At 46.6% G+C, this 15,633-nt stretch carries 15 protein-coding genes and 1 riboswitch; all 15 genes read right to left on the bottom strand.

Annotation, left to right across the window (positions count from 1 at the left end):
• Positions 1-1,188 carry a D-alanyl-D-alanine carboxypeptidase family protein gene (locus ABIE27_RS30755; protein ID WP_123062206.1) on the bottom strand — a complete coding sequence of 396 codons (1,188 nt, stop codon included), beginning with the start codon at positions 1,186-1,188 and terminating at the stop codon, positions 1-3.
• A 137-nt stretch (positions 1,189-1,325) separates the two neighbouring features.
• Positions 1,326-1,799, bottom strand: coding sequence for a GerW family sporulation protein (gene ytfJ / locus ABIE27_RS30750; RefSeq protein ID WP_123062207.1), 474 nt, complete (start codon positions 1,797-1,799; stop codon positions 1,326-1,328).
• A 231-nt stretch (positions 1,800-2,030) separates the two neighbouring features.
• Positions 2,031-2,768, bottom strand: coding sequence for a DUF2953 domain-containing protein (locus ABIE27_RS30745; RefSeq protein ID WP_161556821.1), 738 nt, complete (start codon positions 2,766-2,768; stop codon positions 2,031-2,033).
• 232 nt (positions 2,769-3,000) lie between these two features.
• Positions 3,001-3,693: an SMC-Scp complex subunit ScpB gene (gene scpB, locus ABIE27_RS30740; protein WP_429352206.1), complete on the bottom strand. Its 693-nt coding sequence runs from the start codon at positions 3,691-3,693 to the stop codon at positions 3,001-3,003.
• A complete protein-coding gene (locus tag ABIE27_RS30735) occupies positions 3,662-4,462 on the bottom strand; it encodes a segregation and condensation protein A (protein WP_123062210.1) in 801 nt (266 codons plus the stop codon). The genes scpB and ABIE27_RS30735 overlap by 32 nt, the downstream gene beginning before the upstream one ends.
• A gap of 103 nt (positions 4,463-4,565) precedes the next feature.
• Positions 4,566-5,033, bottom strand: coding sequence for a 6,7-dimethyl-8-ribityllumazine synthase (ribH, locus tag ABIE27_RS30730; RefSeq protein WP_123062211.1), 468 nt, complete (start codon positions 5,031-5,033; stop codon positions 4,566-4,568).
• A 102-nt stretch (positions 5,034-5,135) separates the two neighbouring features.
• Positions 5,136-6,377, bottom strand: coding sequence for a bifunctional 3,4-dihydroxy-2-butanone-4-phosphate synthase/GTP cyclohydrolase II (locus ABIE27_RS30725; RefSeq protein WP_123062212.1), 1,242 nt, complete (start codon positions 6,375-6,377; stop codon positions 5,136-5,138).
• Between the two features lie 104 nt (positions 6,378-6,481).
• Positions 6,482-7,150: a riboflavin synthase gene (gene ribE / locus ABIE27_RS30720; protein WP_123062213.1), complete on the bottom strand. Its 669-nt coding sequence runs from the start codon at positions 7,148-7,150 to the stop codon at positions 6,482-6,484.
• Between the two features lie 12 nt (positions 7,151-7,162).
• Complete coding sequence (gene ribD / locus ABIE27_RS30715) at positions 7,163-8,266, bottom strand: bifunctional diaminohydroxyphosphoribosylaminopyrimidine deaminase/5-amino-6-(5-phosphoribosylamino)uracil reductase RibD (RefSeq protein WP_123062214.1); 1,104 nt, start codon at positions 8,264-8,266, stop codon at positions 7,163-7,165.
• Positions 8,267-8,611: 345 nt separating this feature from the next.
• Positions 8,612-8,774, bottom strand: a riboswitch (FMN riboswitch).
• A gap of 152 nt (positions 8,775-8,926) precedes the next feature.
• Entirely contained in the window at positions 8,927-10,255 is a 1,329-nt protein-coding gene (locus tag ABIE27_RS30710; RefSeq protein ID WP_429352205.1) for a hypothetical protein, read from the bottom strand.
• 270 nt (positions 10,256-10,525) lie between these two features.
• Positions 10,526-10,957 carry a peptidylprolyl isomerase gene (locus ABIE27_RS30705; protein WP_123062216.1) on the bottom strand — a complete coding sequence of 144 codons (432 nt, stop codon included), beginning with the start codon at positions 10,955-10,957 and terminating at the stop codon, positions 10,526-10,528.
• A gap of 293 nt (positions 10,958-11,250) precedes the next feature.
• Entirely contained in the window at positions 11,251-12,582 is a 1,332-nt protein-coding gene (gene lysA / locus ABIE27_RS30700) for a diaminopimelate decarboxylase (RefSeq protein ID WP_090922415.1), read from the bottom strand.
• 103 nt (positions 12,583-12,685) lie between these two features.
• Positions 12,686-14,359, bottom strand: a complete 1,674-nt coding sequence (locus tag ABIE27_RS30695; protein ID WP_429352204.1) for a spore germination protein — start codon at positions 14,357-14,359, stop codon at positions 12,686-12,688.
• 24 nt (positions 14,360-14,383) lie between these two features.
• On the bottom strand, positions 14,384-14,806 hold the full coding sequence (locus tag ABIE27_RS30690) for a stage V sporulation protein AB (RefSeq protein ID WP_123062218.1): 423 nt from the start codon (positions 14,804-14,806) through the stop codon (positions 14,384-14,386).
• Entirely contained in the window at positions 14,793-15,449 is a 657-nt protein-coding gene (locus ABIE27_RS30685; protein WP_429352203.1) for a stage V sporulation protein AA, read from the bottom strand. Before ABIE27_RS30685 ends, ABIE27_RS30690 begins: the two co-directional genes overlap by 14 nt.
• Between the last annotated feature and the right edge of the window lie 184 nt (positions 15,450-15,633).

Here is a 15,633-nt window from a genome sequence, read left to right as displayed (position 1 = left end):
TCAAGGTGACAACAGTCGACTTAGCACTGCCTTCCATGCGGAAACCCAAGTCGTGACCTCCCCTATACCACCTATAGTAGCATCTGCAATGGGAGGCTCTGGTGGAATATAGCTACCTTTGTAATACACAGGTATAGATCCGATCGGTTCGCCTTTCAACTGCATTTCAATGCGTCCGGCTAGTCCAAACGAAGGATCTGTTGATTGTTCATATTCTGTTACAGCGGCCTGTGAACGTTTATCGAGCAGTACCAATTTCTTGGTGATGTCTTCCTCTTCCCCTTTGGCGAGCGGATATTTAAAACCACGCCCTGTGACGAGTTCCATGTTCTGAACAGGCTGTTCCTGTTTGGCAATCTCCACAAGTGGAAAATGTTCAAAACCGAAATCCAGCATCTTCGCATGATCGTTCCAGTCATCGCCATCATTCAGTGTCACCGCGGCTAGCTGTTGACCGTCCCTTGTCGCTGAGCTAACTAAGCATCTGAATGCTTTTTTGGTATATCCGGTTTTCACCCCATCCGCACCTTCATATAAACGAAGCATTTTGTTTTTGTTATGCCAGGAATACTCCCAGCTTTCATTCGGATTTGGAGCAGATTTATTTTCTGTTGCCACGATACGTTTGAATACCGGGTTGTGGAGCGCATAAGCTGTTAACCTCGCCAAATCATTCGCGGTAGAATAGTGACCTTCAGCATCCAGACCATGTGGATTCATAAAATGGGATTTCGTTAAACCGATCTGTTCTGCCTTTTTATTCATAAGCAAAACAAAACCTTCTTCCGAGCCGCCGATATGCTCGGCGATTGCAGAAGCCGCATCATTACCTGAGCGTAGCATAAGACCGTATAACATATTTTCTAGTGTCATCTCCTCGCCCAGCTTAAGGTATAGCGAAGACCCTTCTTTGGCAAAAGAGGACGGTGTCACCTTGACTTTTGCATCTAACTTGCCTTCTTCAATCGCAACGATGGCAGTCATGATTTTAGTCAAACTTGCGATGCGCAACTCCTTGTCCCCATCTTTGCTATAAAGAATTCGCCCTGATGTTACATCAATGAGTGCTGCACTTTGCGCATGAGTAGACGGTCCAGCAATGGTCGCCCGAACAGACGATGCACCCATTGTTGAAAACAGCAGCACAGGCATGAGCATACCTACAATAACCTTCATTAATTTTCGCATCCACATTCCTCCGGGTCGCTTGGAATCTTGTACTATCCTATGTCTGGACAACCTGGAGTATGTCCCGCACAGGAAAAAACAGCAAAAATCCCTCTTGCACCTTAAAGTGCAGAAGGGATTTGAAATTAAAATATGACTTAGCTGTACGTTGTATGATCCGTTGTCACTCGAACATCATGTTCCGTTGTTCCATGGTTACGGTGGCGGAACATTTCCTGGATGCGATCTAACACATAAGGTGTTGAATCAATCAATTTTTCAAACAAGTGCGTCGAATTATCAAGCGGCACGATGTGTACACCCTGCTTGCCAACGACCAGGAAAGCGATTGGGCGGATGGATACACCGCCACCACTACCACCGCCAAATGGGGAAGCAACTTTTGCGGAGTGAGCATGTTCCGTTGTGCTTGATGCGCTGCTACCTTTTCCATCACTTACATTAAAATCACTTCCACCTGCCGCGAAGCCAAATCCGACTTTACTAATCGGCAGAATGACCGTACCATCCGGTGTTTCTACAGGATCACCAACGATTGTATTGACATCCACCATGCCCTTGATATTTTCCATTGCAGTTTCCATTAAGCCTTGAATTGGATGATCTGACATGTGACTTCCCTCCAGTTTCAATATAAGCTATATCCGTTGAACTTAAGAAGATTAACACAAACACGCTGTGTCAATGATTAGGTCAACTTATATAGGTTTTTGATCTAACCATATCATCCCCAAACTTGCGGGACTTATGTAATCAACGCAGGGAACCGTTATTGCACATTCTCGTAGCAGGGTTTTAACACCAATATTGTGGATTCAATCTCAGGTTAGTTAAGTTCCGCATTACCGAGCTTCCTTTTCCACAATGTGCCTATGCTTCTTCTTTTGCTTCGATTTGCGGCGTTGCTCCCGAAAAAGTTTAAACCACATTCGCCAGCCACCCTCGACCTGCAGCACACGGGTAAGCAGTCTCATGCCTGCAATTACGATGGCCATCATGCGGATCCGCAGTTTGAAATCCAGTTCTGTTCGAAATTCCATCTCCTCGGACCATACAGGAAGAACCTCTAGGTCAGGCACCGTTTTGAAACGCATTTTGTACGTTAAAAAACCAACAATCATGGACTTAATACTCCACAACCAGCCTGAAAGCATTGCTGTATAAGCAGCATCACCTACACCAACCGCAGTAGACCAGAACAGATTCGTTATATATACCCGTCTGAGCGTCTGTCTGACCCATACTTTCAGAGCCTCTGTTGCTCGAAGCATCACCTTGACTTCGTTTGCCCAGTTTTTTACTTTTCGTTTGTTCACCTGCTCACTCCCCAGCACTTCTCCTCGGGAATGGTTCATGGACTGTTCTGTTTTAAGCAAAAAGCCTTCTTTCATATTTCGGAAAACAATGCTCGGAATCTCGTAATTCATCCGCACGAAGCCATACAGCAGTCGAACATTGATATTTGCGTAGTCATCGCTCTTATGTTTGCGAAATATAACATGAACATGAACATTTGAGATGAGGACTGCGGCAATCAGAAGTGCGATGAACAAACCGATTCCTCCAAGCCAGATCCACACAGGCCTTACCTCCAAGCCCTCGATTCTTATCATGTCTAGTATGGCATTCCTTGCTGGAAAAAATTCACGAATGCCATGAAATCCTCCAATTTTTGCCGAAATGCACGATCGAAATGCACGATATTGTATACTCCATTCCATACAACTTCACCGCTGTTTTGGAGAAAACACAAAGAGACAACGTGGATAGATCTCCACATTGTCCCTATATGGCTTTACCTATGAGATAGTATCAGGAGGAGGAACCCGAAGAATTATCGTCTGGATCTACAGCGACATCTTCTTCTGGGAATGCTTCTTCCTCTTCAAAACCAAACACACTTTGCACGTCTGTATCCGAGGCATCCGGCTGTTTCATGTCCAACTTGTTGAATAACAACTGCGTTTCTTCCTCCAAGTTTTCCGAATCTTCAAACAAACCCGGTTCGGGAAGATCTTTAATCGAAGCTAGTCCGAAATAATCAAGGAATGACTTCGTTGTTCCGTACAAAATCGGACGTCCAATCGCTTCCGCTCTCCCCACTTCAACAATGAGATCTTTGTTCACGAGTGTATGGATCGCACGTTCCGATTTTACACCGCGAATCTCCTCAATCTCCACACGTGTGATGGGCTGACGGTATGCTACAATGGCCAATGTTTCCAGAGCTGCTTGGGATAACGATGTACGTGCAGGAGAATAGGCAAGCTTCTCGAAATACGCCGCATGTTCTGGCAACGTTCCGAGCTGCACGACACCTGCAATCTTCAGAATCTGCACCCCTCGCCCTTGCCGGGAAAAATCGCCGATCATATCCTCAATGGCATCCGTGACCAGTTCTACCCGCTGGTCCACGATTTCAGCAATCTGTTTGACACTCAGACCTTCTTCTCCGGACAAAAACAAAAGGCCCTCAATAATCGACTTCAATTTCGGAAAATCCATGATTCGTTGTTTCCCCTCTCCACTCCATAACGATATCCTCAAACAAACGCTCCTGGTAACAAACAATCTGCTTCATCTTCATCAGCTCCAGCACCGCTAGAAACGTAACCACGATCTCATGACGATAGATCTGATCATCCATAAGCTTGGAAAATAACAGCCGTCCCCCAGGACCTACACGCTCCAAGGCACCAATAACATCACGTATGCGATCCTTGACCGAAATTTCGTCCCTTTTGATACGGGTGACCGTTGTACGCTTCTCAGCTTTTCGCAGTGCCTTCTGAAACGCCGCAATGAGATCAGAAGTATGCAGACCCTGCACCGGATTCGTTTGCTCCTCCACAGGCATATAAGGACGCAAATCTTCGGGCTCTTTGGAAAAAATAAGACTACGTTCCCATTCCCGTTCATGCAGATGCCGCGCTATTCCTTTATATTTGCGATATTCGATAAGACGTGCAATCAGTTCGGCACGCGGATCATAATCCTCATCTTCCATATAATCATAATCCTCGAAATCCTCGATTACCGGTGGTTTGGGCAGTAAAAGTTTGCTCTTGATGGACAACAGCGTAGCTGCCATCACCAGAAATTCACTTGTAATATCCAGTTCCAGCTCCTGCATGGAATGCAGATACGCCATGTATTGATCGGTAATATCGCTGATGGGAATATCCTGGATGTCGATCTCAGCCTTATCGATCAAATGCAACAACAGATCCAAAGGCCCTTCAAAAGTCTCCAGTTTGTATGTAACTACCGTCACTAGACGAATCCTCCCGCCAGAAAAATACAAAACCCTGCCAGCCGTCCGAAACCGGTCTCCCGATTTCGTCTGCGCAAAGCAGGGCACTACTATTAAATAAGCACTATTTTAGCTGTTTCGTCAAGTTCGCCATTTCAATTGCAGCTGTAGCTGCATCCCAACCTTTATTGCCTGCCTTCGTTCCAGCACGTTCGATCGCCTGTTCAATGTTCTCCGTAGTAACCAATCCGAAGATAGTCGGCACCCCTGTTTTCAAGTTAATTGCCGCTACCCCTTTGGCCATCTCATTGCACACATAATCATAATGTGTTGTTGATCCACGGATAACCGTTCCGAGTGTGATGACCGCATCGTATTTGCCGCTTTCGGCCATTTTCTGAGCGATAAGCGGGATTTCAAAAGCTCCCGGTACCCAAGCTACATCTACTTCATTATCTTGCACGCCGTGACGTTTGAATGCATCCAGCGCCCCGCTAAGCAACTTGCTCGTAATAAATTCATTAAAGCGTCCAACGACCACGCCATATTTTAAACCTTCCGATATCAAATGTCCTTCAAAATAGTTAGGCATTATCGTCATCTCCCTGTCGATATATGATGTTATAGGTGCTGCAATTGAACATGAGAAATCTCCAATATTTACATATCAGAAAATCATCATGGTTAACTGTAATTACTCTTCGTTTTGCTCAATATCATCAAACTTGAGCATATGGCCCAATTTCGCTTGCTTGGTGTGAAGGTAAACTGTATTATCTTCATTTTCCTGCATCTGAATCGGTACACGCTCTACCACTTCCAGACCATATCCTTCCAAGCCTTTGATTTTGCGCGGATTATTCGTTAATAATCGAATCTGACGAACGCCAAGATCCTTCAAAATCTGTGCACCAATCCCGTAATCACGCAGATCAGCAGCAAAACCAAGCTTCAGATTGGCATCCACTGTATCGAGACCTTCTTCTTGAAGCTTGTAAGCCTTGAGTTTGTTGATTAAACCGATCCCGCGGCCTTCTTGTCTCATATAGAGCAGTACGCCATTCCCCTCATCATGGATCTGCTTCAGCGCCGCATCAAACTGCGGGCCGCAGTCACAGCGGTGAGAGTGGAACACATCGCCAGTCAGACATTCGGAGTGTACACGTACCAGTACAGGTTTGGAACCGTCGATATCCCCTTTGACCAAGGCAACATGTTCTTTATTGTCCACTGCATTCGTATACGCCACCGCCTGGAATTCGCCAAAGTCCGTTGGCATACGCACGGAAACTTCACGTTGCACCAGCTGCTCCTTCTCATTCCGGTAACGAATCATGTCCTGAATACTAATCAGTTTCAGATCATGCTTGCGTGCAATCTCCTGCAGGTCTGGAAGTCTGGCCATCGTACCATCTTCCTTGATCACTTCACAGATGACTCCTGCGGGGTAAGAGCCGCACATGTTCGCCAGATCCACTGCCGCTTCCGTGTGTCCGGCACGACGCAACACACCGCCGTCTTTGGCAATGAGCGGAAACATGTGACCCGGCTTGCGAAAATCATTGCTTTTCGCGTTCGGATCAATCAAGCCTTTAACGGTAATGGAACGCTCATGCGCCGAGATCCCCGTCGTTGTATCTTTGTGATCCACAGAGACCGTAAAAGCAGTCCCGTGAAAATCTGTATTTTGCTGAACCATCGGTTTCAGATTTAATTCGTCCGCCCGCTGCTGCGTAATGGGAACACAGACCAGACCTCGACCTTCGGTAATCATGAAATTGATGACCTCAGGGGTTGCTTTTTCAGCCAAAGCAATAAAATCCCCTTCATTTTCCCGATCTTCATCATCGACCACGATTACAGGTTTACCCCGCATCAGATCATAAATGGCTGCCTCAATTGAATCCAGAATGGATGGCTCGGATTGTTCTGACATTAGCTGCACCTCCTGTTTCCGGTTATTTTATTACTACATTTTCATGCGAATGCACTATTAATCATTTAAATCCAGTTCTATGTTGTATCCTTGTCTCTCATAAGTTATGCAAACCCGTGATTGGAGAGAAACTCTTCACTTATACTGCTTGGCTTGCCTGTTTTCGTTTCCGCATGACCCTTGCCGTATTGCAACAAATGATCTACATATTTCCCCAAAATATCACATTCAATGTTGACGGTATCTCCTGTCTTTTTAACATTTAAAACCGTTTCCCCAATCGTATGTGGGATAATCGAAACCGTGAATGAACTTTGAGTCGTCTGTACCACTGTCAAGCTAATCCCATCCAAAGTGACCGAACCTTTTGGAATTAGAAATTTGAAAAGTTCATGGTCACCCGGTCTGATTTCAAAAACAACTGCATTCTGATCCCGAGTAATGCTACCGATAACCCCAGTCCCATCCACATGTCCTTGCACAATATGACCGCCGAATCGTCCACCGGACAACATGGCCCGCTCCAGATTAACCTTGCTGCCGGATTGAAGCTGACTGAGATTGGTGTGTCGATACGTTTCCGGCATGACATCTGCGGTAAAACCTCCGCTTTCCAGCGTAGTTGCGGTAAGACAAACCCCGTTAACCGCAACACTGTCACCAATTTTGAGATCGTCCATAATGACAGAAGCAGCGATGTTCAGAACCAGAGCCTCGCCTTTACGGCCAATGCGCCTTATCTGACCGACTTCTTCCACCAAGCCCGTAAACATGCTATCGTCCTCCTATTCTGGCCAAACCGGGATACCGCCAATGCTAATATTATCCCCAACTTGCTCAATCTCCAGCTGATGCAATTGGATGGCCTGACTCATGCGCTCTACGCCTTCAAAACGGAAACTCCCCGGGGTATCATATCCACCCACAATCTTAGGAGCGATAAACATCAGCAGACGATCTACGAGCCGCGCTTCCAGCATGGCGCCGTTCAGTGTACCGCCGCCTTCCAGCAGAATCGAGCCAATCTCCCGCTCTCCGAGCTTACTCAGCCCATGTAACAAATCTACGCGTGGTCCAGGCCCGCAGCGAATGACTTCAACACCATACGCTTCAAGACGCTCAGCGGCTTCCTGACTGGCTTCATCCGTTGTAAGTATCCACGTTGGTGCAAGACCGTCCTTGACCATTTTGGAGCCTACAGGCAGCCTCAGCTTGGAATCCACCACGATACGTACCGGACTGATGCCCTCTACCTGCAAACGGGTGGTCAGCTCGGGATTATCGGCGATTACCGTATCCACGCCAACCATAATGCCCTGATGACGATGACGAAGCGCATGTACAATTTCACGTGCCGGCTCGTTGGAGATCCATTTGCTGTCTCCGCTACGCGTAGCAATTTTGCCATCCAGCGTAGAAGCTGTTTTGAGGGTAACGAAAGGAAGGCCCGTTGTAATAAACTTGATAAACTTTTCATTCATACGTCTTCCGCGTTCGCGCAAAACACCCACTTCAACTTCGATGCCTTGTTGACGCAGCATACTAATGCCTGTACCAGAAACCTGCGGATTCGGGTCTTCACAACAGACCACCACCCGTTTAACCTTCTCGTGAATCAAACGTTCGCTGCAGGGTGGAGTTTTGCCGTAGTGACTACAAGGTTCCAGCGTTACGTAAACGGTGCTGCCCTCCGCATCACTTCCAGCCATATTCAAGGCATGCACTTCCGCATGCCCTGTACCCCGTTTTAGATGGCTTCCCAGGCCAACAACCCGTCCGTCTTTAACGACGACACATCCCACGACAGGATTAATTCCAGTCTGTCCTTGTGCCCGTTCTGCCATATCCAGTGCTAACGCCATATAAAATTCATCATTGATCATTTCCATATCCGTTCACCCCACGGTTATAATCTTGAACTAAAAAATCCCCACCGAACAATCTGTTCAGGTAGGGATGATGGAAGACTACTGTCATCTGCAAGAGAGATGAAACACACCAATACCGACACTTCACCAAAACCAGTTAACAGGTAAGTGAAAACAAACACATACCTTATTGCATACGCATTCTAGCAAAAGAATGATATACAACAAAATCAGGTGAAGAGTTTCTATATAACGGTATTATGTACCAGAAAACTCATTATAAACAAGCCTTCCACACATATCATCCAAACGAGCTGAATGTTATGCGACATCACTCATGCGGAGTGCAACCTTATTGGCCTACACCCACTCCTTCTCCCATCCAGACTATACTGTCGGTTCTGGAATTACACCAGATCAGCCATCTGCTATAAGCAGACAGGTCACGGACTTTGCCATGTGGGTGGAAAATAAATCCCCCGCACGCATCACCGCCGGTAGGGAATTACACCCTGCCCTGAAGGATCGCTTTCGTTATTAATTGGATGTTAGCACTTTAATGTCAAAAAATCAATTCATTTTTGTTTCTTTTTGTCACATACTAACTTTTAATAAGCATTTATATTACAAAATCCGCATCTCTACGAGACACGGACTTCATCAACTATTGAAAAAATGAATCTAAAGGTTTGGAAAACACCAGCTTGCCATGTGCCTCAGATCCTTTGCAGCGTGGAACGGAACACTCTCAGGTTTGGGCTGGGACGTAGCAGGAGCCGGCATATCCCGGGCTACTCTTCTAACCCAGCTGGTCGAGTCCATGCCGATGGCCGAGCACTGCCAGCGCTCATCCGGCCTTGGACGAACGGTCAGAATAAGGTCTTCTTTTACCGGCATATCGGGGAACACGCCATCCAGATATTCGACAATCGCACGTTTGTCCCTCACTTCATGACAGTATACAGTAACCCAAGAGCCACTGAGTACCTTCACTGCATATACATCTCCAGGCTGCACTTCACCTGTACCGGCATCGGGGGATTTTTTCGGCACCTTCGCTTTGGTACGCACACCTCGTCTGCTTTCAAATGCACCCATAACGGTTTCACTCGCCATTGGATTCGGTTCTGGCTTGTCCTCAAGCGATACATCACTGCAATTGAGTTCACCGAAGATCAGGTTCAGATTGTGCTCGTTGATTCCTACAGATGAATCCCACCATGCCAAGGGAGCTTGTACCTCAACGCGGGTATTAGGTCTCTTGTCGCGTTCAGCATACGATGTGAAGGCTGTAATCATTCCTGGCTGTTCTGGCGTGTCCAGAATGCCGACCAGTGCCAGCGTTTCAAGCAGGTCACGGTAAACATATACCTTTTTTGTAGGCAGGAGTTGTTCTTTTTTGAGCGCATCCGCAGCCTTGCTGTACCGAGTTTTGGGTGGCAGATTGCGCAGCACCGTTAATACGGCGCGCAGCGTCCAGCGATCATATTCACTCGGAACAGGAAGCTCCTGCGAAGAAGCGGCCATTTCTCTCAGAGCGATTACATGTCCAAATATATCTCCATCGAGCGGTGTGCCGTTGGTCATCCGCCAGTACCACTGTAGCGAAGTATCTACTCCGTCATTTACATCCAAACCACAGATCTGGCACTTATGACTGGAAGGATATGGACTATATTCATGGTCAGGTATGCTGGTTGCGATCAGTTTTCCTGTAAGAAGTGAGCGCCAGATCATTGGCGCTGACCATAGAGAAGCCACAAACGCCTGAGCAGCCTCCTGAAGTGTCCATCGCTCAGCCAATGTTCTCAGTTCCCGGATCGTCTCCTCATGCTGCGGTCTTACAAAGTGATTAGGCTCATGTCCAGCAGCCTCTAATGCCTGTAATTGCTCCGTGGATACGTCCTCCGGCACAGTCTGTCTTGAAGCACGCAACTCCTCGTCCCAAATCGTGCTCTCACTATAAATATGTTGAAGTAATTTAAGTTGCTGAACAACATCTAAAGTCAAAGTAACAACATCCTTTCACAGTAGTTCTGAAAACATGTAAGTTCAATATCCAGTGTGCTGTCAAACCTCATGTATTCGGTTTCAACAGTCTATACATAGCTAGAATAACCTACTTCCAACTCATCCCGCCAGTTCCTTTAAGCTTATTTTTGATAACACATCGCAAGGCAATTATGCAAAAAGGTTGTACAATGCACAAAACCCCTGATACTTCCGTAATAGGAATGTACCAGGGGTTAAGTTGATGCGGTTGATCAGGTTCAGTTGAAATTAAACTTCTACCACTTCGACCGTTTCCATTTTGTCGCGACCTTCGAAAGCATCAACAAACTCCATACCTTTGCTTACTTTACCAAATACAGTATGTTGTCCGTCCAAATGTGGTTGTGGTTGATAGCAGATGTAAAACTGGCTTCCGCCTGTGTTGCGGCCAGCATGTGCCATTGCAAGTGTTCCACGCTCGTGTTTGTTCGGGTTGATCTCACAGTTAATTGTATATCCAGGGCCGCCAGTACCGGAACCACTAGGGCATCCGCCTTGAGCTACGAAGCCCGGAATTACACGGTGGAAAACGAGTCCGTTATAGAAACCGGAGTTTGCCAGCTTTTCAAAGTTTGCTACAGTATTTGGAGCTTCTTGATCGAACAGGTCGATCAGAACTTCTCCGCCATTTGCCATTTTAATTTTCGCTTGTTTCGCCATATGTAAATGACTCCTTTCAATTTTGAGCAAAGTAATTGTGACGCAATACCAAACGGATGGTCAAGCATTACAGCACTTTTCTTAGTGTACACCGAAAAGAGCCGAATCGCAAAAGAAAGAGCTATTTTTTTGATTTTTCTACTCTCAAGTACAAGCCTATAAGCATACCAAATAGATGCAATATTCATGACAAAGGACGGAAAGGGCGAGCCCCTTCCGTCCTCTTCTAATGCTATAGGAACTTGTGATATAGAAAAATGGAGTATTTCTTTTCCAGATCCCTGCTTGATGAATTAACGAGTAACTGGCTGTTTGCCAATACGTGCCGGCACGAGGTCATTTTGGATAATGTCCTGATATGACTCACGACGTACAACTACATCGCCTTGACCATCTTTGACAAACACAACCGCTGGACGACGAATCCGGTTATAATTGCTAGCCATAGAGTAGTTGTATGCGCCTGTGCAAGCTACAGCAAGCAAATCACCGCTCTCCACTTTTGGCAAGTCGAGATCCCAGATCAGCATATCACCGCTCTCGCAGCATTTACCCGCTACAGATACCGTTTCTGTTGCTGCTTCGTTGGCACGATTCGCCAGAACCGCCTCATATTTGGACTCATACAACGCAGGACGTGGGTTATCCGTCATACCGCCGTCTACAGCTACATATTTACGCACGCCTGGAATGTCTTTGCTCGTTCCAACGGTGTACAGCGTTGTACCTGCTTCACCTACGATGCTGCGGCCTGGCTCAACCCAAATTTCAGGCACTGCATAGCCGATTTGTGCAAAATGATTTTTTACCGCATCGGTAATGGCCTTCACATACTGAGCTACTTCAAGTGGCGTGTCACCATCAATATAACGAATTCCGAATCCGCCGCCCAGGTTTACAACTTTGAATGCCACATTCAGGCGCTCATATACACTTGCTGCAAATTCAGCAACACGTTGAACCGCCATCTGGAATCCTTCAACCTCAAAGATCTGGGAGCCGATGTGAGAATGTACACCAAGCAATACCAGGTTGGATTGTTTGGATGCAAGTTCAATCGCTTCAAATGCTGTACCGTTGCCGATATCAAAACCGAACTTGGAGTCCGTTTGCCCTGTGGAAATATATTCATGCGTATGCGCCTCAACACCCGGCGTTACACGCAGGAGGATGTTTACTTTACGGTTTTTGTCCGCTGCGACAGCTTGGAGCAGGTGCAACTCGTTAAAATTGTCTACTACGAAGCATCCAATTTCAGCGTCAAGCGCCATCTCGATCTCTTCGATCGTTTTGTTATTCCCGTGAAAATGAATGCGTTCTGCCGGGAAGCCTGCTTGCAATGCTGTGAACAGTTCGCCGTCAGAGACAACATCCAGAGAAAGACCTTCCTCTGCTGCGAGAGCACACATCGCCATAACACAAAATGCTTTACTCGCATATGCAACTTGGAAGCCCAAACCTGAAGCGCGGAATGCTTCCATGTACTCTCTGCAGCGCTCGCGAACCAATTGCTCGTCCACAACATAGAGCGGTGTTCCAAATTGCTCTTTCATATCCGTAACGTCTACTCCACCAATCTCTAGGTGACCTTGCTCATTTATTCTGCTTGTACCGTGTAAATACATCGTTTGCATTCCTCACTTTTTGTATACTGGAACAGTTACTATTCCATTGATTTTAAACCAGTATATCAAATTAAACCGGGAGATGAATGGATTTTTCGGCACATCATTTGTGTTTTTTACTTTTTCGCAGTTCACCATCTGGATCTTCTGGCATTTTGGTGTTGTCACGCGTTTTGTTGAACGATGGACGTTTCTTGCTGACAAGCAATGGAACCCTGAACAAAAAGTTGCCAATTGCCTTTGCATTAAAAGGTATAAATGGCCAAAGATACGACGAGTTATATGAACGGTGAATGGTCAAAGCCACAATAAGCAAAGTCGTTCCAACGACCAAACCTGGTACTTTAAATATCGCAACTGCAATGAGCAGTAGCAGCCTGACCAGTCGATTCGCAAGTCCTAACTCGTAACTCGGTGTAGCAAACATTCCGATTGCCGCAATCGCCATATAGAGTACCACCTCATTGACAAAATACCCCGTTTTCACCGCGATATCTCCGACCAATATAGCCGCAATCAAGCCCATCGCAGAAGCCAGCGGCGTTGGTGTATGAACTGCAGCCATACGTAATAAGTCCACACCCAGCTCGATGAGCAGAAATTGCAAAATAATCGGTAATTTCACGCTTTCCTGTGGGCCGATGAAATCGAAACCGACCGGTTTCAGCGAAGGTTCGATCACCATCAGCATCCATAGCGGTAGTAGAAACAGAGAGATCAGGATGCCTGCAAAACGCACCCAGCGCAGATAGGTTCCCATAAGAGCCGTCTGCCTGTTCTCCTCCGCATGTTCGCATAGATCAAAAAAGGTCGTCGGCAAGATCATTACGCTGGGGGAAGTATCTACAAAAATAACGACACGTCCTTCCAGCAAGTGAGAAGCTGTAACGTCAGGACGTTCAGAATAACGAACAAGGGGAAATGGATTCCATCCTTTGTTGATGATCGCTTCCTCCAACTGTTTGTCGGCAGCCGGAATACCGTCGATATCAATTCGTTGTATTTTTTCTTTTACCGAATCCACCTGCACCTTATCCACGATATCGTCAATATAAACTACACATACATCGGTTTGGGTTCTCCGTCCTACCTGCATGAGTTCAAACTTTAGTCCAGGGTCCCGTATTCTACGGCGCACCAGCGCTACATTGGTCAGCAGCGTTTCGGTAAAACCATCCCGTGAACCACGAACCACGCGTTCAAGTGAAGGTTCTTCGGGGGATCGAACCGGGTAACTCCGGGTATCCATAATGAGAACTGAGCGGTCTCCCTCGACAAACATGGCACTCATGCCCATGAGCACCTTGCTAATGACAGCACTCATCTTCTCCGCTCGTTCCACCTGTATATGAGGAATATAACATTCGAAATAGGACTTGAGTGCATGTTCCGATACTTGATCCGGCGTCAGATAGGTTAATCTTTTCAATACTTCGAGCAAAATCTCATCTTTGGCAAAACCCGTGAGTAACAGTAATCCCACATGTTTGCCGCCAAGTACCATTTCCCTCATATCCACATCAAATGACTCGCCAAGACCGAGCACTTGTTTTAACGTGTTTTTGTTATCACTCATGCGCGGGGAGATGTTATCGTTATGTTGCCAATACTGAACAGATTCTTCAATGCTGTCGGACATCTCGTTTTGCTTTTTTTTCTGGTACGCCTTCTTTTCTTCTTCCTGCTGGATCTTGTAAGGAGACTTATGCAACACGTCTTCCGTTATACCATCACTTTGTTCATGACCCTTTTGATCCGTGTGTTCGTCCATGTCCATCCTCCTTTAACCTGTCATGCTGCTTTACCGTTGGTATATAAAAAAGTCAAACAATGAACCTGTCATCTTCCCCAGAATCATCGCGAGCAACAGTCCAAACAAATACGACCTCATGCCCAGCCTTTTAGCCAGAACGGGTAGCACGTTTAATACTTCTGTCAGAGCGGCAGCCAGCAGACCAATAAAAACGCCGCAGAACACTCCGACAATCGGGCTAAGCAACATAACTCCATGCATTTTCCAATGCCAGAAATCGGCTACCGTGCCCAGCAGCGAACCTCCAATGAGAGCACCCTCGTACCAATGCGTTTTGTCATAGGACTGTGTCACTTGGGCCAGTCTGGGAATCATGTCAAGTACAAGAATAAGCGCAATAACACCACTCCCCACAGCGATTCCCCCGGCAATGCCAAGCACAATACTGATCGCTCCGTTAAGCACGCTCATCGCCTTTCAGCTCCCTTTGATTCTGCTTATGCATTCGTTCGCTTTCTTCAATGACGACATATTGGTCTACATTTTGCTGGTAAAGGAACATTTCCACTTCGAGCGGTGTTGGCTCTTCATTCCACTTCTTCTTAAATAAATGGTTGAAAAAAACCGCCATGCCGAAGCCAATCCCAAGGGAATAAGCAATCTGAAATAAGTACGGATGCTCGTCCCGGTGTCCTGTCAGCATCTCTACAATGCGAATCTGCACTTCCTGCATATTCACGTCTGCATGAAAATTCATAATGGTCAGCGCAGAGCCGAAGAACAGCAGCAGCCATACCAGAATAAATAAGGACTTCGAAGCCTGACCCTTGCCTGCCATTACTTCAACTAACGTATGCCCGGATCCCATCAGCTCCACATTTACTTCCGGCAGAAGCTGCCTAATCAGGGGAATAATCTGCAAAATGTCAATAAGGATCAGGTTGCCATCCTCCGGTCCAGGCCACAATAGCTCCAGCTCAAGCAACCTGTCCTCCTGATCCTCGGATGAGGCCAGTACGTGGGCAATGTCCCTCAGTTTGACCGCTCGCCCTCTCTGAATGCGAATTCGGCTGCGCATGCGAACGTAGACCGTTGGAGTGTGTGTCTGGGACATCCAAAGCACTCCTTTACTGCGTAATTTAGGTTAGTATTTGAAGATTGTGCAAATTTATTACATTTAAGTTGGAAAAGAGTGTGGAGGGAGCGCTGGACGCTGCGGGATGGATCGGTGTCGGGCGCTGGTTATCCCCGGATTTCTGATTCTCTCCTTTCCAAGGAGGAAATCCGGTTATAAACGC

It is taken from the genome of Paenibacillus sp. 4624, assembly GCF_050435065.1.
Classification (GTDB): domain Bacteria; phylum Bacillota; class Bacilli; order Paenibacillales; family Paenibacillaceae; genus Paenibacillus; species Paenibacillus amylolyticus_D.
Note: the sequence above shows the minus strand (reverse complement) of the source record. Positions and strands in the feature narration are given on the sequence as shown.

Excerpts from the sequence above, each read along its gene's own strand:
- ABIE27_RS30755 (WP_123062206.1), bottom strand. The coding sequence starts at position 1,188 with ATGCGAAAATTAATGAAGGTTATTGTAGGTATGCTCATGCCTGTGCTG.
- scpB (WP_429352206.1), bottom strand. The coding sequence starts at position 3,693 with ATGGATTTTCCGAAATTGAAGTCGATTATTGAGGGCCTTTTGTTTTTG.
- ribH (WP_123062211.1), bottom strand. The coding sequence starts at position 5,033 with ATGCCTAACTATTTTGAAGGACATTTGATATCGGAAGGTTTAAAATAT.
- ABIE27_RS30690 (WP_123062218.1), bottom strand. The coding sequence starts at position 14,806 with ATGAGCGTGCTTAACGGAGCGATCAGTATTGTGCTTGGCATTGCCGGG.
- ytfJ (WP_123062207.1), bottom strand. The coding sequence starts at position 1,799 with ATGTCAGATCATCCAATTCAAGGCTTAATGGAAACTGCAATGGAAAAT.
- ABIE27_RS30705 (WP_123062216.1), bottom strand. The coding sequence starts at position 10,957 with ATGGCGAAACAAGCGAAAATTAAAATGGCAAATGGCGGAGAAGTTCTG.
- ABIE27_RS30695 (WP_429352204.1), bottom strand. The coding sequence starts at position 14,359 with ATGGACATGGACGAACACACGGATCAAAAGGGTCATGAACAAAGTGAT.
- ribD (WP_123062214.1), bottom strand. The coding sequence starts at position 8,266 with ATGGAAATGATCAATGATGAATTTTATATGGCGTTAGCACTGGATATG.
- ABIE27_RS30725 (WP_123062212.1), bottom strand. The coding sequence starts at position 6,377 with ATGTCAGAACAATCCGAGCCATCCATTCTGGATTCAATTGAGGCAGCC.
- ABIE27_RS30685 (WP_429352203.1), bottom strand. The coding sequence starts at position 15,449 with ATGTCCCAGACACACACTCCAACGGTCTACGTTCGCATGCGCAGCCGA.
- ribE (WP_123062213.1), bottom strand. The coding sequence starts at position 7,150 with ATGTTTACGGGCTTGGTGGAAGAAGTCGGTCAGATAAGGCGCATTGGC.
- lysA (WP_090922415.1), bottom strand. The coding sequence starts at position 12,582 with ATGTATTTACACGGTACAAGCAGAATAAATGAGCAAGGTCACCTAGAG.